Here is a 24,724-nt window from a genome sequence, read left to right as displayed (position 1 = left end):
TTCCTATTGTTCTGTGAAAAGATGAGGCAGTTGAGAACTACCAAGCAACTTACTATCTGCTGATGTTAATCCTAGAGACTGAGCAATAGCGACTGATTCACGTAAACGTTGCATAGCCCCTTCTATCCCCGGTGCAATTGGGCGATTTGTAATTTCTTGATTAATTGCTTCCGCTTCAACCAAAAACTCTAGATTTTTCTGGTGTTCATAAATTAGTTCGTTCTCAATTGCTTGTAATCTTTCTAATTCTTGTTGAGTTAAAGATTCATAATAGATTTTCACCGTTTGTTTATGGTCATCGAGGATTTTGAAAAACTCGTAAACCATACCCGCAGTTCCAACAACAGCTAAAACTGGTGCTGCTGCGGTTAAAGCGATCGCAATTGGTGGACAAGCTGCTGCTAATGTTGTGGTTACAAACGCTGTCACGCCCCCAACTGTGCCGCCTTTTACGGTATCTTTCAATGTTTCTATAGCGGCTTCTTGTGCAGAAATTTCACCCCGAACTACGCGCAACGCGTTGGTTAGTAACGAAAATGGTGCTGTCGTCGCTACACCAATGACTGCTCCAAGGGGCGCGGCTTTAACTCCTGCTTTGACTGCACCTGTTAGGTTATCAAAATGCCATTTAGCATCTAGTCTCATTTGCTCCTGCGAAGTCATGGGTTTATCGCCACGGGCTAAATTATCTTTGGCGTTTTCCCACTTGATATTTTTGGGATCATTTGAGCCGCCTTTGCTATGCGGTTTGATATGACTAGCGTGCTTATCTGATAGGTATTTTTGGGTATTAACATCAGCCGATTTGCCATCAATCCCTGCTCTTTGAGATGGAGGGATTTTATCTAACATTTCTTGGGCTTGTACTCTGGTTCTGATCGGATCGCCAGATCGAATCCCACCTTTATATAATCTACGGGCTGCACTTAAGGATAAATCCTGTAATTGGGCGTGTTGAACGTTAATGTTGGCAGCAGCGTTAAAAGCGGAATTACGCTCTTGTTCGTCAGACATGGGTAGACCAATCTAGTGTGATTATTAGCTTATTTTTTTATGGTTCCCATTTGAACACAGATGCGATCGCCCGACTGCCAAACCCAAAAGATGGAATAATGCAGAAGATAGCAAAAATAGCCCTCAATTTATTGAAAGGTGCGTTGGCGTAGCCCGTCGTAGACATCACTGATTTGCCTACTAATGAAAAGCTAGTTGAAGTCTGTGATCAGCTTTTGCCCGTGATTACTAAATTTTTTGGCTTACGATAGCTAAAAATTACTCTACGTCTGGGTCGATACCCATTGCCCTGAGCCGTTCTGCTAATTGTGCAGCCTTTCGTTCTGCTTGCTCGGCTCTTTGCCTTTGCAACTCGGCTTCTTCTTGACCAATCAGTAACAGATTTCCTTCTAAATCCCACCAGCGTAACCAAAATTGCTCAGGATTATTCAAGTAGCTTCCCTGCCATAACCCTAGTTCTACTCCTAAAGGAGGAATTGGGTAGTGGCCTCGCTCATTAGGTTGCATTTTGTGGTAAGAAAAATCTACCAGGTGATAAACTTCCAGTTTGTCATTACTAATTTCATAAATAGCATAGTAGGGAATTCGGATTATTCGCTCATATACCCAGAATTTACCTGGTTTTGCGCCTTCCCGACTACCAGCTAGAGGTAAAGGAGTGATATCTCGTTCTTCATCGCCATTACCACTAGCTAGTTCTATAGCAATCAATGGCGGTATGTATTCCCGCCATAAAACATAGGAGCGGCGGTTTTTGCCATCTAGCCTTGATGGTACACCAGGGACATAAAACCAGTCCGGTGCTGCTGCTCCTTTTTCTGGTGGTTCAGTCTCTCGCCAATAAATACCACAATCTTGACCAATGCAATACTGTCCATCTGGATGTAGGCTTTGCAAAACTTGAGCAATTGAGTCTGTCAAAATGACGGTTTGAGGATGCTCTTGAAAATTTTTCACAAACGTACCATCAGACTCTGGTAGTTGAGTGTGATCGGGAAACTGGGGCGGGATGGCAAGATCAGCAAGTCTTTCACTCATGCTTTAAGAAGTATTGCAGCTATTTATTTAATGCTTTACGCTTCCCATAAGGTGTTAGGAAGTAGTATAACACTCTGCTCCGTCTTGATTTCAGTACTTCTACCCTGCTAGAACCACTTTGATTGCGGATAGAAATATATGAAATCTTATATTTTTAAAGCGTATGTATTTTAAGATAGGCGGGATGGTGGGAGCGATCGCTATTTTATTGAGTAATGGTAGTGCGATCGCTCAAGATGCACAAAGATATCTCACTGTAGGACATGATAAATTAGGAAACAGTGTAGCTCTGGATACAAAAACTATTAAGGGCACTACATACAAGCTTTACGGTATCTATGGAGATGGTATCTTTGAGACTACGTTCGATGCTTCGTGCAAAGAATCGCGGCTTTTTCTTAATCGCATTGCCATTTATGGGTTGGATGGACAACTACTTCAAGAAGATCAGGAAAAAGGAGAAATACCTTTTGTAGCTAATTCTTCACCAGGCAAAGGAATGCAAATTGTTTGTCAAAAGATTGGTGCAGGTGGTTGGTAGGTGCTAAATATTTTACAAGTAGGGAATGGGTAATAGGGAATAGGGAATAGAGAAGAAACTTAATCACTAAATACCCATGCGCAATGCCCAATGCCCCATTCCCAATCAATATACAACTAAGGACAAAACAACGTGTCACGCGTATCTCGTCCTGTAATGGGATTAGTTCCTTTGGCAAGTTTGCACAATTTTTTTTGCTCATCGGAACGCAGCAGCGTATCAGTAAAATCTGCCCCATCAATGATTGCACCGTCAAATCTGGCATTAGCAGCAAAAGCACCCTCCAACAGTGCATTTGTCAAATTTGCTCTGACTAAACGAGCCGAATCTAAAGTGGCATTCCTCAAGTCAGAACCCTCCAAATTCGCAGATTCTAAATTTGCTGCAAAGAAACTGACACCGTTCAAATTAGCGTGGCTGAAGTTGCTCTGGCGAAGATTAGCTTTGGTAAAGCTGGAGTCTGTTAAATCACGTCCTGAGAAATCAGCCTCAACCAAAATTTCTTTATTATATTCGAGTGCCAAAGCTGTTGGAGCAAAACCGACCGTTGCAGTGATGACAATCATTCCCCAGAGGAATAAGCTGAGTATGCTTGCCCAAATTCGATGGTCTGTTTTATGTTTCAACCCTAACTTTGTTGGGGATGAGTCGAGTTTAGAATCCGCTGTGCGTAGGCGTAGACCGCCGCAGGCATCGCTTAACCTAGAATTCGTAGAATTCATGATATTTTTAGTCAATGGCTAACCTTCCTCCATCCCATTATCCAGATATTGGTCATTTAGGAGAAGACCTAGTAGCCCAATGGTTGCAATCTACAGGTTGGATAATTCTGCATCGTCGCTTTTCTAGCCGCTGGGGAGAAATTGATATTATTGCTGAATATCATGCAGCAACTAGCGAACAGAAGAGGAGCAGGGGAGCAGGGGAGCAGGAGAGCAGAGGAACAGGCGAAGAATTCCTAATTCCTAACTCCTCACTCCTAACTCCTCACTCAGCACTGTCTCAACGCAACAGCACTCAGCACTCATTATTGGCATTTGTTGAAGTCAAAACCCGCAGTTCAGGTAGTTGGGATGCTGGGGGAAGAAGTGCAATCACTACACAAAAGCAAGCAAAAATTTGGCGTACAGCTGGAATATTTTTAGCCCAGTATCCTGAGAAGGCAGATTATTCTTGTAGATTTGATGTTGCTATTGTCTACTGTCAAAGAATATCAAAAAATCTGACTGGGGTTACAGCAAGCCAGGAAGCTCTAGCTACTTCATCAGTAGACGGATATAAGTTTAAGCTGCAAGAATACATTCCAGCAGCTTTCGACTCTTCAAGTGATAATGGTTAATCGGTAATGGATAAGATATCTTCATTACCAATGACCAATAATTTTGTAGTGGCGTTACAACCAAATAGTGTCACGCCAAGGTTTCTGGGCAGTAGCCTAAGCCCCGGACAAACTGTTGCCGGAAGGCCTCGATTTCGTCTCTCTCTGGACTACCATGAGAAACGATCGCTACCTGATAGCGACGCATTACGTCCACAGGGCACTGTCCCGCTTCCAAACTCCAAAGTGCCATTTGCACCCTCATTGGCGGTTCATAGCTAATTCCTAATTCGTTTAGAAAAGCCCGAAAGTCGCCATCTTCTTGGGGCGAGACTTGACCTCTGAGTTTGATCCTAACCACCCAGCCATCAATTTGATGAATTACGGTGACGAACGAAACTGGTGTCTGGGGTCTAGCGTGGAGGTGTTGAACGACCCTCAGGGTTAGACTGGCATTTGCCAGATAGTACAAGTATTCCATGTTTGTTGGTGCTTGGGATCAAAGCCAATCCTACATATCTATATTCGTCAATCAGTGCCTGTTCCCGGTAGGGTAAAAGCCCCCGTTTTTAGATGGGGAGGTTTACCCAATTTTTATGTTAATTTTTCCGTGTTACTTAATAGTAACAATCTTATAGCCTAGCGACAAAACTGAGCGAAAATGCCTTAAAGTTCCTTTAGAAGGGAAAGCTAAAACTAGCTTTTTTAAGAGAGTATAAATACTAGATAAAGCAAAAACTAGTACAAGCCAATTTGAAAGATACCTCTCGCCCACAAGCAAAAGATTTGGAATTAGATTGCTCGGTAGCTGGCTATGACTACGAACTACCTCCAGAATTCATTGCCCAAAACCCAGCAGTTCCTAGAGATAGTTCGCGATTGCTGGTAGTTAATTCTTCTACTACAGGCATCGAAACAGCACCCCTACACCACATTTTCCATGATTTGCCTGCACTGCTGCGCTCTGGTGATTTGTTGGTTATGAACAATACAAGAGTCATTCCAGCGCGGCTTTATGGTCATAAATCTACTGGTGCTAAAATCCAGGTGTTGTTGTTGGAAGAACGGCAGCATAACTGTTGGTTAGCTTTAGTTAAGCCAGGAAAAAGCTTCAAACAGGGAGCTAAGATTATTTTTGAACCAAGGCAATTAGGAATTAGGGATCAGGAAGATTCCTACCCAGTCCCCAGTCCCCAGCTAACTGCTACGGTTTTAGAAACAGACGTAGCAACTGGGGGGCGTTTGTTGCAATTTGATGTGCCAGAAGGAAAGTCTTTGGTGCAACTGTTAGAGGTGTTTGGTGAAATCCCGCTACCACCATACATCACAGCTTCAGAAGCTGCTGACGGACAGTATCAGACAGTTTATGCCAAACAGCCAGGAGCGATCGCAGCACCGACGGCAGGATTACACTTTACCCCAGAATTATTAGAAAAGTTGCGCGATCACAATATCAATCAAGCTTTTGTAACGCTGCACGTTGGTGTAGGCACATTCCGCCCTGTGGAAGTGGAGGATGTAACTACCCATCAAATGCATGAAGAATGGATTGAAGTTCCCGCCGCCACAGTAGAGCAAATTCGCGCCACTAAAGCAGCTGGCGGTCGGATTATTGCTGTGGGAACAACGGCAGTCAGGGCTTTAGAAGGGGCGGCTCAATCTGGGAATTTACAACCATTTTGCGGGAAAACAGATTTGTTTATCTATCCCGGCTACCAATGGCGAGTGGTGGATGGTTTGATTACCAATTTTCACTTACCGCGTTCCAGTTTGCTGATGTTGGTAAGTGCCCTAATTGGCAGACAACGGTTATTAAATATATACTCTGAAGCGATCGCTTCAAAGTATCGCTTCTATTCCTTTGGTGATGCCATGCTAATTTTACCGGAAGCCGTAAGAGTCCTTAGCCAGGCATAAGGGCAAGAGGTTTGCTGAAGTTTCAAATGTCACGAAAAGCTATAAACTTTGATCCAAAAGGAAAATGAAATTACCAATTTTGGTATATCATACGTCATGTTAGCTTGAAGTGACTGAACTTCAGCAAATTTTATTTTTTTAGAGAATTACAACATCCAATCCGAGTAATTTTATGCGTGATTTCGCCATTAAATTGGTCAAAACTTTCATCCAGATAATGAATGCTCCAATGCTCATACCGTTTATGGTTAGTACAAATAAAGAAGTAATTCTTGTGGATGTAAGACGATGGGCAAAGATTGTTCATCTAAATGATAGTTTTGACTGGCTTAACTTGCTATATTTGCTTTATAAATATCCAGAATTTAGAACTCTTTACTATTACAGAATTAAGAAAGGGAACTTTATTGGATTGATATTTATGCATATTATCAAGTTTTTTTATAAAGGATGCCCAAGCCTATTTTTATATTGCGAAAATATTGGTTCTGGGCTATTTATTCAACATGGATTTAGTACTATAGTTTCAGCAGAAAGTATTGGTGATAATTGCTGGATTAATCAACAGGTTACGATAGGATATAGCAGTGAAAATAAGCGTCCAACAATTGGCAACAATGTAACGATAAATGCAGGAGCAAAATTGATTGGTAAGATAATTATCAATGATAATGTCACAGTAGGAGCGAATGCAGTCGTAGTCAAAGATGTTCCTAATAATTGTGTTGTTGTCGGTGTTCCAGCCTATGTAATCAAGAGAGATGGCGTGAAAGTAAAAGAGCTGTTGGTTTGAATTTATTTGTTGATTACCAGATTATAAAATCTGTCCAATACTCCGGAATAATGACAGGGATGTTTTCACAAAAGTGGAATGCTCCCAGTGTCAGAAATTATTAATTTTTTGATTTGTAATTTTTTATGCTGTGGTGGGTACTCTGACTTATAAACATATAAGCATAAGTACAGCTATGCCACTCATGTCTAAAAAATGTCAACCTCATCAATGGTTTAACTGGTTATTTAAGGTGACATTTCACCGAAGCCCTGTTCAGCAAAAGCCAGTACTCAGATTTCTGTTTGCTTCCTCTGCATTTTTGGTTTTGGGTGCACCAACAATTACTAATTTTCCAGGAAGCAAGCTGCTGGCAGAAACCGCAATTTCTCAGGATCTCCAAGCAGCTAGCTTTTTTCAGCAGGGAGTGACGCGCTATAATCGCAAAGATTTACAGGGTGCGGAATATGCCTTTCGCCAAGCGTTACAGCGAGATCCTAGCCTTGGGGCCGCGCGAAATTATCTGGGTAATATATTCATGGAGCAAAATCGCCTGGATATAGCTTTACAAGAATATACAGAGGCGATTAGAATTAATCCCAATTTGAGTGAAGCTTATTACAATTTAGGGTTAGTGTTGCACCGACAAGGAGAAAAAGATGCAGCGATTACGGCTTATCGCCAGAGCCTTGTAATAGATTCCACAAGGGTAGCAACGTTATATAATCTGGGTTTGGTGCTTTATGAACAAGGACAACTACAAGAAGCGATCGCAGCATATCAACAAGCAATCAATCTAGATAGCAGCAATGCCAATGCTTATTTTAACTTAGCGATCGCCTTGCAACAACAAGGTCAAACAGAGCTTGCGATCGCCACTTATCGCCAAGCCTTGCAACTAGATCCTAAAAATGCCACAGCCTACAACAACATGGCAAGTTTACTGGCAATCCACGGCCAAGCTTCAGAGGCTATTTCTGTTTATCGGCAAGCTATTCGCCAAAATCCTAAAAATGCCTCAGCTTACTATAACTTAGGAGTCACTTTATATAATCAGGGCGACATCAAGAAAGCTAGTGGAGTCTTGAAACGCGCTCATAACGAATATCGTCAGCAAGGCAATATTGAACAAGTTGAGAAAATTGAGCAGCTAATGCAGCAAATTGCCCAGAAGGCTGGACAACAGCAACCTCAAGCCAGTCAAACAGCTACTCCTGCTCAGAGTTCAGATTCTACAAGTAATGTAGTACAAACACCTGAGCCAAAGACGCCGAATCAACCAGAAACGCCAGTCAACCCTGGCGATGTCCCTGTCTCAGTTGAGCCACAATCTACTTCAACGAGTCCTGGACAATAAAAAAGTCAGAGTTAGGAATAAATTAATAATCTCTAACTCTGCCAATTTTAGATTGAAGGAAAAATCTAAAATCTAAAATCTAAAATTGAATGATCTCTAACTTTTTTTTAAATCGGCAAACGATTGATATCTTTATTGCAACCAATAACGACCATTGCTGAACCACGTTCTAAACGCTTAGTAGGGTCAGGATTAATTTGAAATTTACCATCCTGACTTACTGCTAGCAAATTTAAACCGTAGCGATTACGAAGTTGCAACTCGGTGATTGTTCTGCCGTGAAATTCATCAGGCACAATCAACTCTACAATACTGTTATCTGGGTCGAGGTCAAACCGATCTAAGATTGCTGGTTTGGTAAGAGTACGCGCTAGGGCACAACCTGCTTCATACTCAGGAAAAACAACATGATCTGCACCTACTCGCCGCAAAAGTTTACGGTGAACTTCACTAGAAGCTTTGGCAACTACATGGGGAACACCAGCCTCTTTCACATTTAGGGTAGTTATGATGCTTTCCTGAACGTAGTTACCTATCGCTATAATCACAGTATCAAATTCAAAAATGCCGGCTTCTTTAAGTGCAGCCGGTTCTGTAGAGTCTAGTTGTAAAGCATGACCAACTATTCCCTCGGTTAATGCTTCTGAAACTCGTTTTTCATCAATATCTGTTGCCAGCACTTGATAACCAAAATTGTGCAGGGTGGAACAGACAGATCGACCAAAACGACCTAACCCAATTACAGCAAATTGGTGGTTATCTTTACGTAAACTGCGAAAAAAACTTAATGATGAAAGATTCACCTTTGTTATCCTTATTATGGCTCCCTGTATTTAGGGCAAAAAACGCTTATACTGTTTGAATTAAAAATTTTATTTTTTGCCTTCCAATGTATATTTTATCAGTTTCGTGATTAGTCATTAATCATTAAGTCATTAGTCAAGAATTATTCTCTCCCATTCCCTACTTCCTCTTCCTAACTATCCCACTAGTAAATTTTCTTCAGGATAGTGAATTCTGGTAGGGCGAGGATCTCCTAATACAGCGGACATTAGTAGTAAAACACCTACTCTTCCAACGTACATAGTGAGAATTAATATGAGCTTTGCGGCTGTGGAGATACTTGCTGTAATACCTGTAGAAAGCCCCACGGTAGCGAAGGCTGATACCACTTCAAACAAAATTTGAATAAAATCCAATCTTGGATCTGTAAGGCTAATTAAAATGGTGGCTAAAATCACGGTTGCCACTGAACCCACCAACACACCCACAGCTTTCAAAATTAAATTTATTGCTATTTTGCGATCGTATAACAAAACGTCTTCCTTTCCCTGGAGAATTGCTTTAGTGCAACTGGTCAAGACTCTCAGAGTTGTTGTTTTCATTCCTCCTCCTGTACCACCTGGACTTGCACCAATAAACATCAGTGCAATCGTAATGAATAGTCCAGCGGTAGTCATTTTGCTAATATCGATGGTGTTAAAACCGGCAGTTCTGGGAGTAACTGATTGAAACCAAGCTACTAATATTTGGTCACGAAAGTTTAGAGAGCCAAATGTTTCAGGGTTTCTAATCTCTATACAGAAAAAGGCCACTAACCCTATTACTAATAATATAATAGTGGTGCTAGTTGCAACTTTGAAATCTAAGGAAAATATCTGATTATGATTTTTTCTGAGGATGCGATCGCGCAACCAAAGATACATTTCCATAATTACCTGATAGCCAATCCCCCCAAAGATAATCAACATGGTGACGGTGAAGACTACTAAGAAGGATGACTGATAGCCAATTAAGTTATCTTTAAACAAACTAAAGCCAGCATTGTTCCAAGCATTAATGCTATGAAAAATTGCTAACCAAAGTCCTTGACTCCAGCCATATTTTGGAACAAAAGCTGGTATAAGTAAGAATACGCCTGTAATTTCAAAAATTAAAGTTGTGGCAATAATTGAACGGATAACTTGGGAGCTACCACTCATTCCCGGTCGATCTAAAGCTTGTTGAATAGCAATTTTTTGCCGCATATCAAATTTACGACCAATGAGCAAAATCAGAAATGTGGTAGTTGTCATGTAGCCCAACCCGCCAATCTGAGCTAATAGCGCAATAAATAACTGACCCCAAAAGGAAAAATGAGTACCAGGATCAACTACTGATAAACCTGTGACACAAACTGCGGATGTCGAGGTGAATAGTGCCACAATCAGGTTATCCCATGTACCATTGCTAGTTGAGAAAGGCATCATCAAGAGGATAGTACCGACAGCGATGACAGCCAGAAACCCCAAACAAATTGTGCGAGCAACAGTCATATTAAGGTAAAATTTATAAAATTTTTTCCAGGGAAGATAAACCGGGTCACCCTCTCTGGAAACAAAAACATCTTATTTAATTAAAAACATACATGGTAGCCTACCTGTATGTTTTTTTTGAATTCTACTTCGTCTCAATACTACTTTTTTCATGAGTGCAACACTTTACCAGCAAATCCAGCAGTTCTACGATGCTTCCTCTGGTCTGTGGGAACAGATTTGGGGCGAACACATGCACCACGGCTACTATGGCGCTGATGGCAGCCAGAAAAAAGACCGTCGTCAAGCTCAAATTGATTTAATCGAAGAATTGCTCAATTGGGCAGGGGTACAAGCAGCAGAAAACATCCTGGATGTGGGTTGTGGCATTGGCGGCAGTTCTTTATACCTGGCAGAAAAGTTTAATGCTAAGGCTACAGGGATTACTTTGAGTCCTGTGCAAGCGGCGAGAGCAACGGAACGCGCAATGGAAGCAAATTTGAGTCTAAGAACTCAGTTTCAGGTAGCCAATGCTCAAGCAATGCCTTTTGCTGACGATTCTTTTGACTTGGTTTGGTCACTGGAAAGCGGTGAACACATGCCAGATAAAACTAAGTTTCTCCAGGAGTGCTATCGGGTGTTGAAACCTGGTGGCAAGTTAATTATGGTGACTTGGTGTCATCGAGCGACTGATAAGTTACCACTGACGGCAGATGAGGAAAAGCATTTGCAGGATATTTATCGGGTGTATTGTTTGCCTTATGTAATTTCTTTACCAGAGTACGAAGCGATCGCACTTCAACTTCCATTAAACAATATTCGCACCGCCGATTGGTCGCAGGCTGTCGCCCCCTTTTGGAATGTAGTCATTGATTCGGCATTCACTCCCCAAGCGCTTTGGGGCTTACTAAATGCCGGTTGGACTACTATTCAAGGGGCGTTATCGCTGGGGTTAATGCGTCGCGGTTATGAACGCGGGTTAGTTCGGTTTGGCTTATTTTGCGGCAATAAGTAGAAGGTAGGAAAAAGAGGGAAAACTGCCCTCTTTTTCCTGCCGCGACTCGTTGAACCAAGAATCCTCACCCTAAAAGGGCGGTAGAGTGTCAATAGTTGTTAGAATCACTGTAAGAATTTCCACCATGATGCTCAGTTTTCACCCAGTGCGATCGCTCCTTTTGCACACACATCTTTAAAGTTGCGACAATCATCACAGGAATCCAATGCACCATGTATAATGACCCTTGAATTGTTGCCCAAAGCAAAGACCATCCTCGTAAACGTTGAAATTGGTAAATTCCAGCAATAAAAGCAACCGTCAGAATGATGCTGAGTATTGTCTGGAGGGGAAAAAGAACTGGACGATGGTTATAAAATATAGTCCAAAGTAAATCGGGGATTAGTCCAATTGGCAGAATAAATTGCAATAGAAAAAACAATAACAAATCAATTTCTTTTGCCCAACCTAAAGTAAGAATTTGCGGAAAATAATCCAGGTAACGCTGATAGCCACCTTCAGCCCAACGACAGCGTTGATTCCAAAGTTTTTCCCAAGTAGTTACACCTTCTTCCTGAATTGATGGAACTGTAACAAACTCGATTTCCGCACCTGCTAAATAGAGTTTGAAGCAAAGATCCAAATCATCGGTGACAGTGTTCTCATTCCAACCTTGACACTTTTCTAACAATTCCCGACTAACTAACATTCCATTACCGCGCAGTTCAGACATTCCACCAATAGCAATGCGATGGGTTTGCAGAAAGCTATCACAATTCATTTCCATCTGCTGACAACGCGTTAAAAAGTTGGTATTAGCATTAGAAATTGCTTTTCGCACTTGCACTGCACCGATACCTTGCTTCTGAAATAGAGGTACTGTTTGCCGGAGAAAATTAATAGGTAACTGAGCATCCGCATCACAAACTAGGATAATTTCCCCTCTTGCAAAGGGAAAAACCGCATTCAATGCCCCTGATTTACCACCTTTTGATTCCCGTCGATGAACTTGTAAAGCTGGAAATTGAGTTTGTAATTCCCTCAAAACCTGGGGGGTTTCATCGGTACTGCCGTCATCAACGACCCAGATATCTAAGCGATCGCTTGGATAATTCAATTGATATAAGCTGTAAACTAGATCAGTCAAGACTAGACTTTCATTTTTAGCCGGAACTAAAATCGAGACTGGCGGTAAATAAATTTCACTCTCCATCACCGCCGCAGCTGGTTTTGCTAGCAGCATTCGTAATGTTTGCACAGTCAGGATTGCCGTTAATCCCAGCATCAACCATTGTGTTTCTGGTAGCCAGTGCAGCAAACTCACGCCACCCCAGACCAATAAAACTATTATGGTTGCTTTGAGACGGCGATGAAAGCTAATATTTTTACTGGGCTGATCAGTGTTTTTTCCCACTTTATTTGCTATATCTTTTCGGTTTAGGTTTTTTGCTTAGTCCTGCGACGTAATAGTAGCATCGTCACTACTCCCAAAATAAAACCGCCCACCCCTGCTGCAACTGCTAGAATCCGCCCCAATTGTTGAGCAGAATTCAATACCGGATTATTCAGCAGATTGGAGGAAAAATGCAGCGATTGAATTGTCCATTTATCTTGAAGTTTTTGTAGCACTGCTGTCCATCGCAACGCCATATCAGCCGCGTTGCCATCTTTGAAAGAGAAAGATGCGATCGCCTCTCCAGAGGCAACATCTATCTCTGGAGTGAGAAATGTTCTGAGACTATCTCCCTTCAGTTGCATTTTTATATCTTTAATGGAACTGGAAAACTGCTGATTCCAGTACTTTTCAAACTCAGGAACTTTGTGAAAAATCTGGTTATCAACTGTTGTTATGGTGAAGTTTGGATGCAAGTAAGGCTCGATTTTGGCAAAATCGCGAGTGTTTAGGGCTTGCAGCGCAATATCCCGTGTGCGAATAATTGCATCTATCTCCTGTGGATTTACATCTGCCAGGGCATATTGGGGTAGATTCCAAATTACTAACATTAACAAAACACTCCAAAGTAGCTGAGTGCATTTGTTTATGCTTGCCCATTTCTGTTTGATCATATAAAAAACCTGTAGATTAAGTGACGCTTAATGATAATTTTTTTAATGTTACTACCCACATTCCGCACTTCATTTTATAGGACATAAAGAAATACAATAATCTTGCTTTTCTCCAATACCCCCAAAGTCAGCTAGAGAAGCTACGTTCTTTGGGAAGCGCTGGAAAGATATAGTACATGGCAAATGTCATTTCTACAGACAAGAGTGGTAACTTTAATAAAAGAGAGCGCATGGTTAATACAGGTGATGCAGACTACACGCAGTATTAGTAAAAGGGGAAACCCTGCTTTCCTCACAAGTTCCTCAAATTGTTTTGCTACAAATATAAATGTGGGGCGAAAACTTTTAAGAAATTTAAAATTCAAAAGTTGCTAAACATAGTTGAGGGTTTGGTCATTTTTGACAATCCAACATCTGGAAACCCGAAACCGTAAAGACCAATAACCAATGAAATCGGAGGTCTATATGATGTTTAAAAAGATTTTAGTTGCATTAGATCGCTCAGAAATGGGGCAACGGGTTTTTGAGGAAGCATTGAGTTTAGCAAAGTTAACACAAGCTAGCTTAATGCTATTGCATGTCCTATCTCCCGAAGAAGAGGGTAGTCCTTACGGGCCTATGCTGTCTAATTTTGACTACTATCCGGGATTGAGCCATCAAAGCTTTGAGGTATATCAAAAACAGTGGGATACCTTTAAAAATCAAGGAATCCAAATGTTGCAATCTTTTTGTGTTCAATCTAATACAGCAGGTGTAACTACGGAATTTACACAAAATGTTGGTAATCCTGGTCGGATTATTTGTGACTTAGCCCGTACTTATGGCGCTGACTTAATTGTTATGGGGCGTCGGGGTCATTCTGGACTGATGGAACTATTTCTCGGTAGTGTGAGTAACTACGTCCTTCACCATGCTCCTTGTTCAGTACATATTGTGCATCTTTCAGTTACTCCTAAAAAAGATGAAGTTGTCCAAGAAACTACAAGCAATTTAAGCATTAACTAACTACTAAGATTGCTTGAAGAATAATGCAGAATTAAAAAATAAATCTTAGCCAGCTAAATTCTGAATTTGGTTTATTCTCATCTACCCAGAATTTACTTAAATAGATGATCTCTGTAGAGTCAATCTCAACAACTAATCCTTAACTGTACGGTATTGGGCTAAAATTAAGCGTAGGCGTAGCCCGTCGTAGACATCGCTTTTTCAGTGAGAAGTCCGCTACCGAAAATTAGAGTTGAGAGCGAAAAGTGGATCTATGAAAGAAGATACTATCGAGATCGCTGGTTTTCATGCTCACGTTTACTTTGATACCGAAAGTCGGGATGTAGCTGCGCGTGTACGGGAAGGATTGAGTGCTAGATTTGACGTGCAACTTGGACGCTGGTTTGACAAGCCCATCGGGCCGCACCCACAAGGAATGTATCAAGTTGCTTTTTTACCAAATCAGTTTGATAAAGTCGTTCCTTGGTTAATGCTCAATCGTGAGGGATTGGATATTCTAGTCCACCCTGAAACAGGCGATGCTGTAGCAGACCACGCCGAGCATTCCCTATGGTTAGGAAAAAAGCTAGATTTGAATCTTGAGTTTCTTCGACAGCCTAGTTCTACTTTATCCAATTAAGGGAAGTAGCCTACTTTAATTATGATGACTAAAGCCCCCACTACAAACCTTTAATTATTTATGCGATCGCAAGAAAGGAAAAATGAATAAGGTCGAGCTTAGACTCTGATTGAAACTTAAGCGCAAAAAATTGCTCCTCTTGGCGAAACCCCAAGAGGAGCAATTTTCGTTCTAAGAGAGACGTAGCCTTCCGCATCAGCAGGAAATGAGCATTAAACCCCTTCATTCCACGTAATTGTTTAATAATGTGACCTTTCCCCTGAAAAATAAGGAATCAGTTGCATGGAACAGTATGCTATTAAGCAGCATTCTGATAAAAATAAATTTGTCTAATGAAAAATAATTCTGCGAAGGAAAAAATTGCAGGCATTTCCCGATTTGGCAAAGCTAATTTTAGAGTTACGAAGAAACAAATTTTATTTAGTACCCTTATTTTATGCCTTGGTTTGCTGGGAATAGGTGGTTTCTGGTTTAAGTCCAGATATAAATTTGATGACAAGATGAGTGTCAAGCTACAAGAATTATCGAATGTCGATTATCCAGTTAATCCCGCACCTTTAGGCAAAAACTTTCAAAGATATTCTCAGAGAAAATTAACAATTATTAAGAGAGATGATACGCATTTCGATTTTGTGATTGAGCCAACAGACAACAAAACGGCACAAATAATTATAAAAAATGTTGATTTAGAGCTATTAGTCCCGAAAGCACCCGAATGGGTTAAAAAAGATCAAGGTTTAGAAATAATTGCTTTTACAGACCGGGAGTGGAATAGACAACAGATTAGTTTTCCCGCTAATTCAAAAAATCTGGAAATTGTTGGAGGAGATGGTTTTGAAAAGCAAAACCTCGTAGAGGTCGCTTTGGCGAATAATTGCTTAAATGCCGGATTTTGGGAAATTTTGCTTTTCACTAAAGAGGATGGTAACAAATCCCTTTATTATCAAAGCTGGTTTACCTTTCCGATGGGACATTACAAAAATATTTTTGAAAAAATTAATAATATTTCCTATTGGAAGCATTGGTGGAAATTAGAACACTGGCAAGACCCAAGTGGCACAACATTAAAGACTAATCTTCTGAGAAATATAATTGATGAAAAAGAAGTCGCTACTCAGTTTCCCCTAGATGAAAGGATAATTGTATCGGGAGAACAAGGTAGAAAAGTTAGAACTACGCTAGCGACTAATGTCACAAAATGGGGAGATTTTTACGACGCTAACAAGGAAATTAAATTTGCAAGTTTTCGACCACCAGGATTTTATGATCAAAATAAGCCTTGGGGAAATCAATACTGGAGAATAGGCAAATTTGATAAAGCTATTTTAAGGAACATTAAACCGATTGGTGTTGAACAAAATTTACAGGAAATTGAGTTACTGTTCACAGATACTAAGACTAGTGAACAAAATAGATTATTCATTAGTGGGGTTAATCTCAAAACACTCCCTCAATTGACTGTACAAGAGTATCCTAACGGCTTATATATGCCAATGGGAATTGGGATACCTCCTTTTTATCAAAGCTATGATGAATTAACAAAAAATCATCCAGATGTCAGTCCCTACTTTAGTTTTTTAGTAGATTCACAGGAGCGTTGGATAGATCATCACCACGTAGCGGTTGATGGTTCAGTAATGCACCTTGATAAAAATAACCCAAATCTTTTGCATCTTTACTTGCTATCCTACGAAAGGAATACTTTAATAGCTCATTTATTGATCAATTTAAAATAACGTGAGTTCGATGAACCTCTCCCTCTCCGATACGGAAAGGGAGGAGCAACTAAAAATTCAGCCTTTTGCTCCCCTCTCCGTGTCGGAGAAGGGTTGGGGGAGAGGTCAAATAAGACTTGTCGAACTCACGTTGAAATAGATAACTAACTTCTCTCATTATCTAGCAAGAGAAGAAGAGTTTTCACTTCTGGAATTAAAGTAACTAGTACCGCAAGGCGGAATTAAAAATTAAAAATTAAAAATTAAAAATGAAGACAGCGTAAGGGTTTTGTTGATTGGGAATAGGTGGTTTATTTCCGCCGTGCTGTACTAGTTGATCTTAATATTTAGTCAATCGGTATTTGTTTGAGCAAAGCTATCCACATATCAGACGGATCGGAGTAGTAATCAACTTCTTCAACTTGATATTGATAAGATTCACAACCTTCTCGTAAAATAATGCGATCGCAGGGTTTAATACCTTTCCCGACTCCAGTCATGTACCCGATCATTCCTTCATTGAGGCGCTCAAATACGTAGTCGCTTCCCCAAACTTGTTGGCTATAATCATGGATTTTATTCTTTTGTTTTAATGGATTAGCTGGAAAGCTAACCAAAGATAATTTATTTAAAAAACTAAAACTTAAGTTCATACCTGTTCTGATTGAAGAGAAGGCACTTAAAAAAATTGGAAAATAGGAATAACAGTTCAAAAGTCAGTTTGTTTAAGACTTAATTCTGAGATATTAATATTTAATTTATACTAAATGGATCTTCTGTAAGATAAACCATTGATGTCAGTATGATGCTGTTTTTTAGGTAAAAGTTCACTATTTTTCATATTATTGACTAGTTTGTTACCTTTAATCTTCAGTATTTCATACAACACCAGATGTTATAGCAGCTATTGTTTTACTATTTACTTAAATTTACAGTACTAGGAACCGCATATTCAACTGTAAAATCACCGAATTATTGAACAATATTTGGTCAGATATGAGTGTTTTTTTGTTAGAAATATAATATTTTTTATAAATGTTTTATGTCTTAAGAATGTCGTCTATGTAACTTTTTAAGACAAATAGACTTTAGTCTCCACTCCTGGCTTTTAGGACTATATCTACCTGTTTCAGTAGTAATTCTAGGGTAGAGGAGTTATCTAAAACGACATCTGCATGAGCAACTTTTTCTTCGATAGATAATTGGCTGTTGATCCTGGCTTCTGCCTGTTCTCTATTTAAATGGTTTCTTTGTATCAATCTTTGTAGTTGTTGCTCTTGGGAACAATGCACTACCCAAATTTCTGTAACCAAATCAGTCATTCCCGCTTCAAATAATAGAGGAACTACTAACACCAGTGTTTGTGAGGAAGATTGGGCAATTTCTGTGAGGAAGCGATCGCGCACATAAGGATGAATCAAATTGTCTATCCAGTTGCGTTCATCTTGACGATTAAAGATAACTTCGCCTAACTTTTGGCGGTTGAGGTTGCCATCTGGTAGTAAAATTTGTTCGCCGTAACGTTGAGCGATCACACCCAGAATCGGCGAACCTAAAGATACTGCGTCTCTAGCATAAATATCTGCATCCAAAATCGGCAAGTTATAAGCGCTAGCCAAATAATTTGTGACGGTGGTTTTGCCTGTAGCAATACCGCCAGTTAAGCCGATTATACGTTTTGTCATTTGTCATTTGTCATTTGTCGTTTGTCGTTTGTCGTTTGTCGTTTGTCGTTTGTCATTTGTCATTTGTCGTTTGTCATTTGTCATTTGTCATTTGTTATTTGTCATTTGTCATTTGTCGTTTGTTATTTTCGTCTGCTTCCTCATCTAAGAATTGGTTGCCCATGTGATCAGTGCTTGGGTTAAACCGTCTAAAGTATATTCTTCAGCTTCTATGTCCACACGCCCAAATAAAGAATGGCAAGTTTTGGAGGTTTGGGGGCCGATAGAGGCAATACAAACTCCTTCTAAGAATTGGCTAGGATCAGAGTTGTTAGAAAATATATTGTTAGTAAGTTGACAGAAAAATTGTACAGTTTTAGAACTAGCAAAAGTAATCACATCTACCTTGCGGTTTTGGAGAGCTAACTTTGCCGCATCTGGAATCCCACTAGGACAACAAGATTGATATGCGGCAACTTCTATCACCTTTGCTCCCTTGAGAGTTAATTCCTGAACTAAAATTTCTCTTCCGCCGCTTTCAACTCTGGGAAATAAAACCTTTTTACCATCCAGTTTCTCTGGAAATTTTTCCACTAAAGAGTCGGCGACAAAGTTGGGGGGAATAAAATCTGCTTGGAGAGAGCGTTGTTTAAGACCTTGGGCTGTTTTCTCGCCAACGACGGCAATTTTGACGCCAGCTAAAGCACGGGTATCTTTACCTTGGGTGACTAATCTTTCAAAAAAGTAGTCTATGCCGTTGGTAGAAGTGAGAATTAACCAGTCGAAGTCAGATAAATGAGCGATCGCATCATCCAAAGCTTCCCAACTCGAAGGTGGGCCGATTTCTAAGGTAGGCATTTCGATGACTGTTGCACCTGATGCGATGAGGCGATCGCTAAATTGACTCGATTGGCCAACTGAACGTGTTACCAAGATTGTTTTACCAGTAAGGGGAAGGGGAGAGAGGGAGAAGTTGCTTGACATAGCAGGGAGGCTAGGAGTTTTGGCTGTAGTTGAATCCTGACAATCTATTTTCTCAGGTTGTAAGTACTTGCGTAGCCCAACAACTTCACCAATCACAATTACCGCCGGAGAAAGGGATAATCCGGTGGTTTGTTCCAAAATATTGCCCAGTTGCGCTGTCCAAATTTGTTGATCGGGAGTTCCTGCCCAACGGATGATGGCAATAGGTGTTAAGTGCGATCGCCCGTGTCGCACCAGTTTATGTACAATCTCTGGTAAATGTTGGCCTCCCATCAAAATTACCAGTGTCTCTAAACGTGACAGTGCCTCCCAGTCTAAAACCTCTGGTTCGTGAGCTGTAAATACTGCAAAACAGCGGCTTAAAACTGGATCTGTCAGGGGAATTCCTGCTAACAAAGGTGCTGCAAGGGCTGAGGAAATTCCTGGTACTAGTTCAAAATCACAACCTGATGCTTTCAACGCTTCAATTTCGGAAGCGCAACGCCCAAAAATCAACGGATCACCTGATTTGAGTCGTACAACTTGTTTTCCTTGTAGACAGTGTTTTACCAGTAACTTGTTAATCTCTGCTTGCGTTGTACTGGGTTTGCCACCGCGTTTGCCGACATCTAACTTTAGGCAATCATCTGGTACGCACTGCAATAATTGAGCATCTACTAAAGCATCGTAGACTAACACCTGAGCCGTAGCTAAAAGATTGTAAGCTTTTACTGTTAGGTATGCCACATCTCCAGGCCCAGCACCTACGAGGTAGACTTTACCTCTGTTATTTGTCATTTGTCATTTGTCATTTGTCATTTGTCATTCTTCTCTTGCTCCCCCTGCTTCTTTCCTAGTACAGCACGGCGGAAATAAACCACCCCTTCGGGTTCGGCAGTTCCTCATGGGGGGAACCCCCAAGACCGGACTGCCTCACCATTCCAAATCAATGAAACGCTTACGTTGTATTCATTTTCAATTTTTAATTTTTAATTTTTAATTCCGCCTAGCGGTACTAGTCCCCAATCCCTTCATTGCGTTAATTTTTGGATTAGCTGATCAACTTGCTCAACCATTTCCTTGTTTTCCTCTGCTTGGAATAACTCTCTGGCTTTTTTGAAATTGAAAATCGCTTCTTCTAGTTGTCCTTGCCTTCCCAAAGTGACGCCCAAATTATAGTAAGCATAAGCATTGTTGGGTACGAGGCTAATAGCTTTTTTGTAATGTGCGATCGCTTCTTGTGGTTTGCCTTGATCGTCCATCGCATTTGCCAAACCTGTGTAAGCTTGTGCATGTTTCGGATCAAGGCGAATCGCTTGGGTATATTCGGCGACTGCTTCTGTTGGTTTTCCTTGAGCGTATAAAGCACTTGCTAAATTATAGTGAGCGTCTGCATACTTGGGAGCGAAACTTATGGCTTTTTTGTACTGAGCGATCGCTTCTTCTAGTTGGCCTTGAGCGTACAGAGCATTTCCCAAGGCGTTATAAGCTGCTGAATTTTTCGGATTAAAGGCAATGGCCGCTGTATATTCGGCGACTGCTTCTGTTGCTTTTCCTTGAGCATACAAAGCATTCCCTAAGTAATAGTGAGCGTCTGCATACTTGGGATGGAAGCTAATAGCTTGATTGTATTGGGCGATCGCTTCTTGGAGTTTGCCTTGATCGTACAGAGCATTTCCTAAGTGAAAGTGGGCTTGAGGATACTTAGGATCAAGGCTGATGGCTTTATTATATTGTGCGATCGCTTCTTGAAGTTTGCCTTGATCGTCGAGAGTATTTCCCAAAGCAATATAAGCTTGGATAAATTTTGGTTCTAGTTCAATTGCTTTCCGAAAAGCTGCCTCTGCTCCTTTTAAATCTCCTTGTGTTTGGAGATTGGCTCCTCGCTCGAAGTTAGCAACTGCGTTTCTGTTCTGAGGAAGTGCTGCTTGATTTGAGTTTGGAATTTTTGATAAAACAACGCCAACATCTTTACCAAAGACAGTATTCCCATTACTCAAACACAAGCAGATAATAGCTGCTACCAGTATATTCTTGTTTTTCAGCATTGTTATTACCTTACCTGCTTGGTTTACATGTAATATTGAGTTTGGCTGTCATCGTAAAAACACTCAACTCTCAGTCCCTCTGGGGATTAGGGGCAGGGAGCAAAAGCGTAGCTTTATCCGGGTTCTAGCAGGAATTATAAGTTATTAAACCAACTTGATACAAGTTTCGTCTCATGCAACTGTCCATTTGTACAAAATAGATGGTGCTTTATTAGGAGTAAAAAGTTGTTTTTTAGGTAATTTATGACACTTTTATTTCAAGAAGTTGAGCAATGGCTGCAATTAATTCTTCTGGGTTAAGAGGCTTGGGTAAATGCATCTGAAACCCAGCTTTTAAGGCTTCTTGCTGGTCATCATTTCTCGCAAAGGCAGTCAAGGCAATTGCTGGGATTTGTCCAACTTGTTCTGGTATCAAATTTCTCACTTGATGTATTAACATATAGCCATCCATATCGGGCATACTAATATCGCTGACCAACACATCTAGCTTTACCTCTGCTAGGGTTTGTAATGCTTCATAAGCGGAAGATACCGCAATCACAAAAGCCCCATCTTGCTCTAATACAAAAGCAACAAAATCTCGTGAATCAGCATCATCATCAACAACTAAAACTCGGATGCCATTCAGGGGTAAGGAGTTAGGAACTAAAAACGCAGGGTAGTTTTGTTCATCCGTCAGACTTGGGCTTTCATCTGGCAGAAGCGGTAAGCTCACAGTAAATATTGCCCCTTTCCCCTCACCGTGGCTCTCTGCTTTGACCATACCGCCATGCATTTCGATGATATTACGCACAATTGCCAATCCCAGTCCTAATCCACCAAAATTTCTCGTAGAGGTGCTATCCGCTTGACGGAAATAATCAAACACGAATGGCAAAAAGTCAGCGCTAATTCCCTTACCTGTATCGCTAACTACAATTTGAGCATAGCCATCAGCTTGCTCTAATCGCACTTCTACCTTTCCTCCCTTGGGTGTAAATTTGACAGCGTTAGAAAGGAGATTCCAGACAACTTGCTGCAAACGAGTAGAATCGCCCAAAACTTCTCCCACATCCGGTTCAAATGCCGTATTCACCTCAATCAACTTTGTTTCTGCCGCTAACTGCATTGTTTCTAATGCCGACAATACCGTAGACTCTAGGTTAATCTTCGTAATATTCAGCGTCAGTTTGCCCTGTAAAATTCTGGAGATATCCAGCAAGTCTTCAATGAGTTGAACCTGTAAAGTGGCATTTCGCTCGATTGTGGCTAGTGCTTCAGATGTCTTTACTTGGTCTAACCTGCGGGTTTGCAACAACTTTGACCAGCCGAGAATTGCATTCAGTGGAGTGCGTAATTCGTGAGAAAGAACGGCTAAAAATTCATCTTTAATTCGATTGGCTGTTTCTGCTTTCGCTCGTGCTACTTGTTCTAATTCCAGCAGGTGCGCCCGTTCTTCAAGTATTTGTTTCTGTTCGTGGATATCTGTACAGGTTCCAAACCACTTCACTACAAAACCTTGCTCATCTTTGAGTGGTAAACCTCGCGCTAATTGCCAACGATAAGAGCCATCAGAAGCCCGTTTAAAGCGATATTCATTGTTATACATAATGCCATTTTTGACAGCATTAGACCACACTTCATCAGCACTTTGAATATCATCTGGATGCAATGCAGCCAACCAACCAGAACCCAAAGACTGCTCTAATGTTAGCCCAGTGTAGTCACACCAATTTTGATTAAAATAATCACATTCACCGTTAGGATTAGTTGTCCATACAAGTTGAGGAATTGCCTCAGCTAAGTAACGGTAGCGTTCTTCGCTTTGTCGGAGAACTTCTAAAATGCGTTGGCGTTCCAGGATTTCTTGTTGTAATTGTTCGTTAGTTTTGGTAATTTCATTGGTGCGAACAGCAACCATTTCTTCCAGATGATTCTGATATTTTCGCAGTTCCTTTTCTATCCGTAAGCGTTCGGTTATTTGGGTTTGAAGTTCTTGATTTGCTTGTTCTAGTTGAGCGGGGCTAGGAAATGCCAGTGCTTGGGGAACTAGAGACACAAGATTTGCTGCTGTAATTAAAGATATTGTGGCAGTTATTGCTTTGACAAACCCGGATAGCCAATAGGTTGGATGCCAAAGTGTCCAAATTTCTATTAAATGTGTAGTGCCGCAAGCTACGATAAATGCACTAAACAATAGAAAAATCCAATCAAAGGGCAAATCCTGCCGCTTACGCACAAAGTAAAATAGTGTAGCTGGAATCGAATAATAAGCTAGTGCTATGAGCGAGTCAGATAATATATGTAACCAAACTAAATTGGTTTGCCATAGATAGCAGTGTCCATGTGGAATAAATGATCCTGATGTAAAAAAATTAGTCCACAATTCTGATATTATGTCTGGCATAAACACTTGATTTGTTTTATCTATAAAATTTACTGCTAAATTCCTGTCCTCATTTGATACTATTCTAGTACTAAAATATTATTGATATGGTGTGTATAATTTCTGTAATGCTTAAGGAGAATATAATATGTCTTTACAAACCAAAAAGGCTGTTAGTAGCATCGCTGTTTTGCAAGAAGATAAGCTTTTAAAACTCCCAATATTTTCTAGTCTAAAATCTAAATTAATTCATTGTGGCTATGGTGCTTGTAGCGCATCAGGTTGCAATTGTAAAGGTTATGAAGGGAGTGGTGAAACTTGCGAAAATTGTGGACATAACTACAGTAAACACTGGTAAATTTAAGTCAGAATTCAGGAGTCAGAATAGTTAAAGAATCAGAAGAACATTTGATAAATATACTAATTATTCTAAATTATTTATAAATTCTGAACTTTTACAAATTTCAAAATAAAAACCATTCTCATCATTATGATGAAAATGGTAAAAAATTAGGAGACAGAACAGGAAAATTTAATCTCCGCAACTCTCACTCAACTTAAGATTCACTTGACTTAGCACTCATTTTATCTAACAGTTGAGTGATTTTTTTAGCTTTTTCAGGTTGGCGCTGTTTTTGTAATAAATCTTTAGCTTGTAACAGGTTAGTTTTAGCTTCTTCTTCTCGCTCTTGCTGCATGAGAATATTTGCCAGACGCAAGTAAGCATCAGGATTTTTCGGACTGCGGCGAATTACTTCTCGGAATAATTCTGTTGCTTCCTCTACTTGGCCTTGTTGGTTTAAAACATCTCCCAAAAACAAGCGCACCACATCATTAGTAGAGTTGATGGAAATCACCTTGCGAAAAGCTGCTTCTGCACCTTGGTAATCTTTTGCTTGAGCAAGATTGATTCCTTTTTGAAACAAGTCTGAGGTAATCAAAGTTTTCCAAGCGAAATAGCCCAGGATTGACAGACTGAGAACAACTACAAGAGCAGCGATAATAGAACTAGTGGGAAAGGTTTCTAGCATTG

Annotated in this window: 25 protein-coding genes; 10 read left to right on the top strand and 15 right to left on the bottom strand. The window is 40.5% G+C overall.

Annotation, left to right across the window (positions count from 1 at the left end; genetic code table 11):
- Nucleotides 1-3: 3 nt before the first annotated feature.
- From ACWATR_RS01070 to ACWATR_RS01060, 3 genes are all read right to left on the bottom strand, one after another.
- Nucleotides 4-1,014 carry a hypothetical protein gene (locus ACWATR_RS01070; RefSeq protein WP_460328664.1) on the bottom strand — a complete coding sequence of 337 codons (1,011 nt, stop codon included), beginning with the start codon at nt 1,012-1,014 and terminating at the stop codon, nt 4-6.
- 37 nt (nt 1,015-1,051) lie between these two features.
- Nucleotides 1,052-1,180, bottom strand: a complete 129-nt coding sequence (locus ACWATR_RS01065; RefSeq protein WP_460328661.1) for a hypothetical protein — start codon at nt 1,178-1,180, stop codon at nt 1,052-1,054.
- Nucleotides 1,181-1,272: 92 nt separating this feature from the next.
- Nucleotides 1,273-2,052, bottom strand: a complete 780-nt coding sequence (locus ACWATR_RS01060) for a Uma2 family endonuclease (RefSeq protein WP_460328659.1) — start codon at nt 2,050-2,052, stop codon at nt 1,273-1,275.
- Between the two features lie 163 nt (nt 2,053-2,215).
- Here ACWATR_RS01060 and ACWATR_RS01055 point away from each other — a divergent pair, with 163 nt between their 5' ends.
- Nucleotides 2,216-2,593, top strand: coding sequence for a hypothetical protein (locus ACWATR_RS01055; RefSeq protein WP_460328657.1), 378 nt, complete (start codon nt 2,216-2,218; stop codon nt 2,591-2,593).
- A gap of 116 nt (nt 2,594-2,709) precedes the next feature.
- Here ACWATR_RS01055 and ACWATR_RS01050 read toward each other — a convergent pair whose 3' ends face one another.
- Nucleotides 2,710-3,315 (bottom strand): pentapeptide repeat-containing protein, encoded by a 606-nt coding sequence (locus ACWATR_RS01050; RefSeq protein WP_460328654.1) that lies wholly within the window; start codon nt 3,313-3,315, stop codon nt 2,710-2,712.
- 14 nt (nt 3,316-3,329) lie between these two features.
- On the opposite strand from ACWATR_RS01050, the gene ACWATR_RS01045 reads away from it, so the two are divergent.
- The gene (locus ACWATR_RS01045) at nt 3,330-3,932 is read left to right on the top strand and encodes a YraN family protein (RefSeq protein WP_460328652.1); all 603 of its coding nucleotides are present in this window, start codon (nt 3,330-3,332) and stop codon (nt 3,930-3,932) included.
- Between the two features lie 70 nt (nt 3,933-4,002).
- Here ACWATR_RS01045 and ACWATR_RS01040 read toward each other — a convergent pair whose 3' ends face one another.
- On the bottom strand, nt 4,003-4,392 hold the full coding sequence (locus ACWATR_RS01040) for a hypothetical protein (RefSeq protein ID WP_069068139.1): 390 nt from the start codon (nt 4,390-4,392) through the stop codon (nt 4,003-4,005).
- A 245-nt stretch (nt 4,393-4,637) separates the two neighbouring features.
- Here ACWATR_RS01040 and queA point away from each other — a divergent pair, with 245 nt between their 5' ends.
- The 3 genes from queA to ACWATR_RS01025 all read left to right on the top strand — a co-directional run bounded on the left by queA (nt 4,638) and on the right by ACWATR_RS01025 (nt 7,957).
- A complete protein-coding gene (queA, locus tag ACWATR_RS01035; protein ID WP_460340115.1) occupies nt 4,638-5,828 on the top strand; it encodes a tRNA preQ1(34) S-adenosylmethionine ribosyltransferase-isomerase QueA in 1,191 nt (396 codons plus the stop codon).
- Between the two features lie 172 nt (nt 5,829-6,000).
- On the top strand, nt 6,001-6,621 hold the full coding sequence (locus ACWATR_RS01030) for a serine O-acetyltransferase (RefSeq protein ID WP_460328649.1): 621 nt from the start codon (nt 6,001-6,003) through the stop codon (nt 6,619-6,621).
- A 184-nt stretch (nt 6,622-6,805) separates the two neighbouring features.
- Entirely contained in the window at nt 6,806-7,957 is a 1,152-nt protein-coding gene (locus ACWATR_RS01025; RefSeq protein ID WP_460340112.1) for a tetratricopeptide repeat protein, read from the top strand.
- Between the two features lie 107 nt (nt 7,958-8,064).
- Here the strand turns inward: ACWATR_RS01025 and ACWATR_RS01020 are convergent, their stop codons facing one another.
- Both ACWATR_RS01020 and ACWATR_RS01015 read right to left on the bottom strand, forming a co-directional pair.
- Nucleotides 8,065-8,760 (bottom strand): potassium channel family protein, encoded by a 696-nt coding sequence (locus tag ACWATR_RS01020; RefSeq protein WP_069068136.1) that lies wholly within the window; start codon nt 8,758-8,760, stop codon nt 8,065-8,067.
- A gap of 177 nt (nt 8,761-8,937) precedes the next feature.
- The gene (locus ACWATR_RS01015; protein WP_460328646.1) at nt 8,938-10,272 is read right to left on the bottom strand and encodes a TrkH family potassium uptake protein; all 1,335 of its coding nucleotides are present in this window, start codon (nt 10,270-10,272) and stop codon (nt 8,938-8,940) included.
- 151 nt (nt 10,273-10,423) lie between these two features.
- Here ACWATR_RS01015 and ACWATR_RS01010 point away from each other — a divergent pair, with 151 nt between their 5' ends.
- Nucleotides 10,424-11,266 (top strand): methyltransferase domain-containing protein, encoded by an 843-nt coding sequence (locus ACWATR_RS01010; RefSeq protein WP_460328644.1) that lies wholly within the window; start codon nt 10,424-10,426, stop codon nt 11,264-11,266.
- A gap of 88 nt (nt 11,267-11,354) precedes the next feature.
- On the opposite strand, the gene ACWATR_RS01005 is transcribed toward ACWATR_RS01010, so the two are convergent.
- Together ACWATR_RS01005 and ACWATR_RS01000 are read right to left on the bottom strand one after the other, a co-directional pair.
- Nucleotides 11,355-12,659: a glycosyltransferase family 2 protein gene (locus ACWATR_RS01005; RefSeq protein ID WP_460328642.1), complete on the bottom strand. Its 1,305-nt coding sequence runs from the start codon at nt 12,657-12,659 to the stop codon at nt 11,355-11,357.
- 23 nt (nt 12,660-12,682) lie between these two features.
- Nucleotides 12,683-13,312, bottom strand: a complete 630-nt coding sequence (locus tag ACWATR_RS01000; protein WP_460328640.1) for a YybH family protein — start codon at nt 13,310-13,312, stop codon at nt 12,683-12,685.
- Nucleotides 13,313-13,780: 468 nt separating this feature from the next.
- Between ACWATR_RS01000 and ACWATR_RS00995 the strand changes: the two genes are divergently transcribed.
- The 3 genes from ACWATR_RS00995 (at nt 13,781) to ACWATR_RS00985 (ending at nt 16,672) form a co-directional block, all read left to right on the top strand.
- Nucleotides 13,781-14,317, top strand: coding sequence for a universal stress protein (locus ACWATR_RS00995; RefSeq protein ID WP_069068131.1), 537 nt, complete (start codon nt 13,781-13,783; stop codon nt 14,315-14,317).
- Between the two features lie 253 nt (nt 14,318-14,570).
- The gene (locus ACWATR_RS00990) at nt 14,571-14,936 is read left to right on the top strand and encodes a DOPA 4,5-dioxygenase family protein (RefSeq protein WP_460328638.1); all 366 of its coding nucleotides are present in this window, start codon (nt 14,571-14,573) and stop codon (nt 14,934-14,936) included.
- A 332-nt stretch (nt 14,937-15,268) separates the two neighbouring features.
- Nucleotides 15,269-16,672 (top strand): hypothetical protein, encoded by a 1,404-nt coding sequence (locus ACWATR_RS00985; RefSeq protein ID WP_460328636.1) that lies wholly within the window; start codon nt 15,269-15,271, stop codon nt 16,670-16,672.
- A gap of 326 nt (nt 16,673-16,998) precedes the next feature.
- Here the strand turns inward: ACWATR_RS00985 and ACWATR_RS00980 are convergent, their stop codons facing one another.
- The 5 genes from ACWATR_RS00980 to ACWATR_RS00960 form a co-directional block, all read right to left on the bottom strand.
- The gene (locus tag ACWATR_RS00980; protein WP_181930072.1) at nt 16,999-17,304 is read right to left on the bottom strand and encodes a hypothetical protein; all 306 of its coding nucleotides are present in this window, start codon (nt 17,302-17,304) and stop codon (nt 16,999-17,001) included.
- 435 nt (nt 17,305-17,739) lie between these two features.
- Entirely contained in the window at nt 17,740-18,336 is a 597-nt protein-coding gene (gene coaE, locus ACWATR_RS00975; RefSeq protein WP_460328633.1) for a dephospho-CoA kinase, read from the bottom strand.
- 144 nt (nt 18,337-18,480) lie between these two features.
- Nucleotides 18,481-20,076: a uroporphyrinogen-III C-methyltransferase gene (cobA, locus tag ACWATR_RS00970; RefSeq protein WP_460328630.1), complete on the bottom strand. Its 1,596-nt coding sequence runs from the start codon at nt 20,074-20,076 to the stop codon at nt 18,481-18,483.
- 233 nt (nt 20,077-20,309) lie between these two features.
- Complete coding sequence (locus ACWATR_RS00965; protein ID WP_460328628.1) at nt 20,310-21,326, bottom strand: tetratricopeptide repeat protein; 1,017 nt, start codon at nt 21,324-21,326, stop codon at nt 20,310-20,312.
- 241 nt (nt 21,327-21,567) lie between these two features.
- On the bottom strand, nt 21,568-23,712 hold the full coding sequence (locus tag ACWATR_RS00960; protein WP_460328626.1) for a hybrid sensor histidine kinase/response regulator: 2,145 nt from the start codon (nt 23,710-23,712) through the stop codon (nt 21,568-21,570).
- Between the two features lie 127 nt (nt 23,713-23,839).
- Here ACWATR_RS00960 and ACWATR_RS00955 point away from each other — a divergent pair, with 127 nt between their 5' ends.
- Nucleotides 23,840-24,049 carry a hypothetical protein gene (locus ACWATR_RS00955; RefSeq protein WP_460328624.1) on the top strand — a complete coding sequence of 70 codons (210 nt, stop codon included), beginning with the start codon at nt 23,840-23,842 and terminating at the stop codon, nt 24,047-24,049.
- A gap of 199 nt (nt 24,050-24,248) precedes the next feature.
- Here ACWATR_RS00955 and ACWATR_RS00950 read toward each other — a convergent pair whose 3' ends face one another.
- A complete protein-coding gene (locus tag ACWATR_RS00950) occupies nt 24,249-24,722 on the bottom strand; it encodes a tetratricopeptide repeat protein (RefSeq protein WP_420759916.1) in 474 nt (157 codons plus the stop codon).
- Nucleotides 24,723-24,724 lie beyond the last annotated feature (2 nt).

It is taken from the genome of Nostoc sp. UIC 10890, from assembly GCF_054786515.1.
This window is presented reverse-complemented; position numbering and strand designations above follow the sequence as displayed.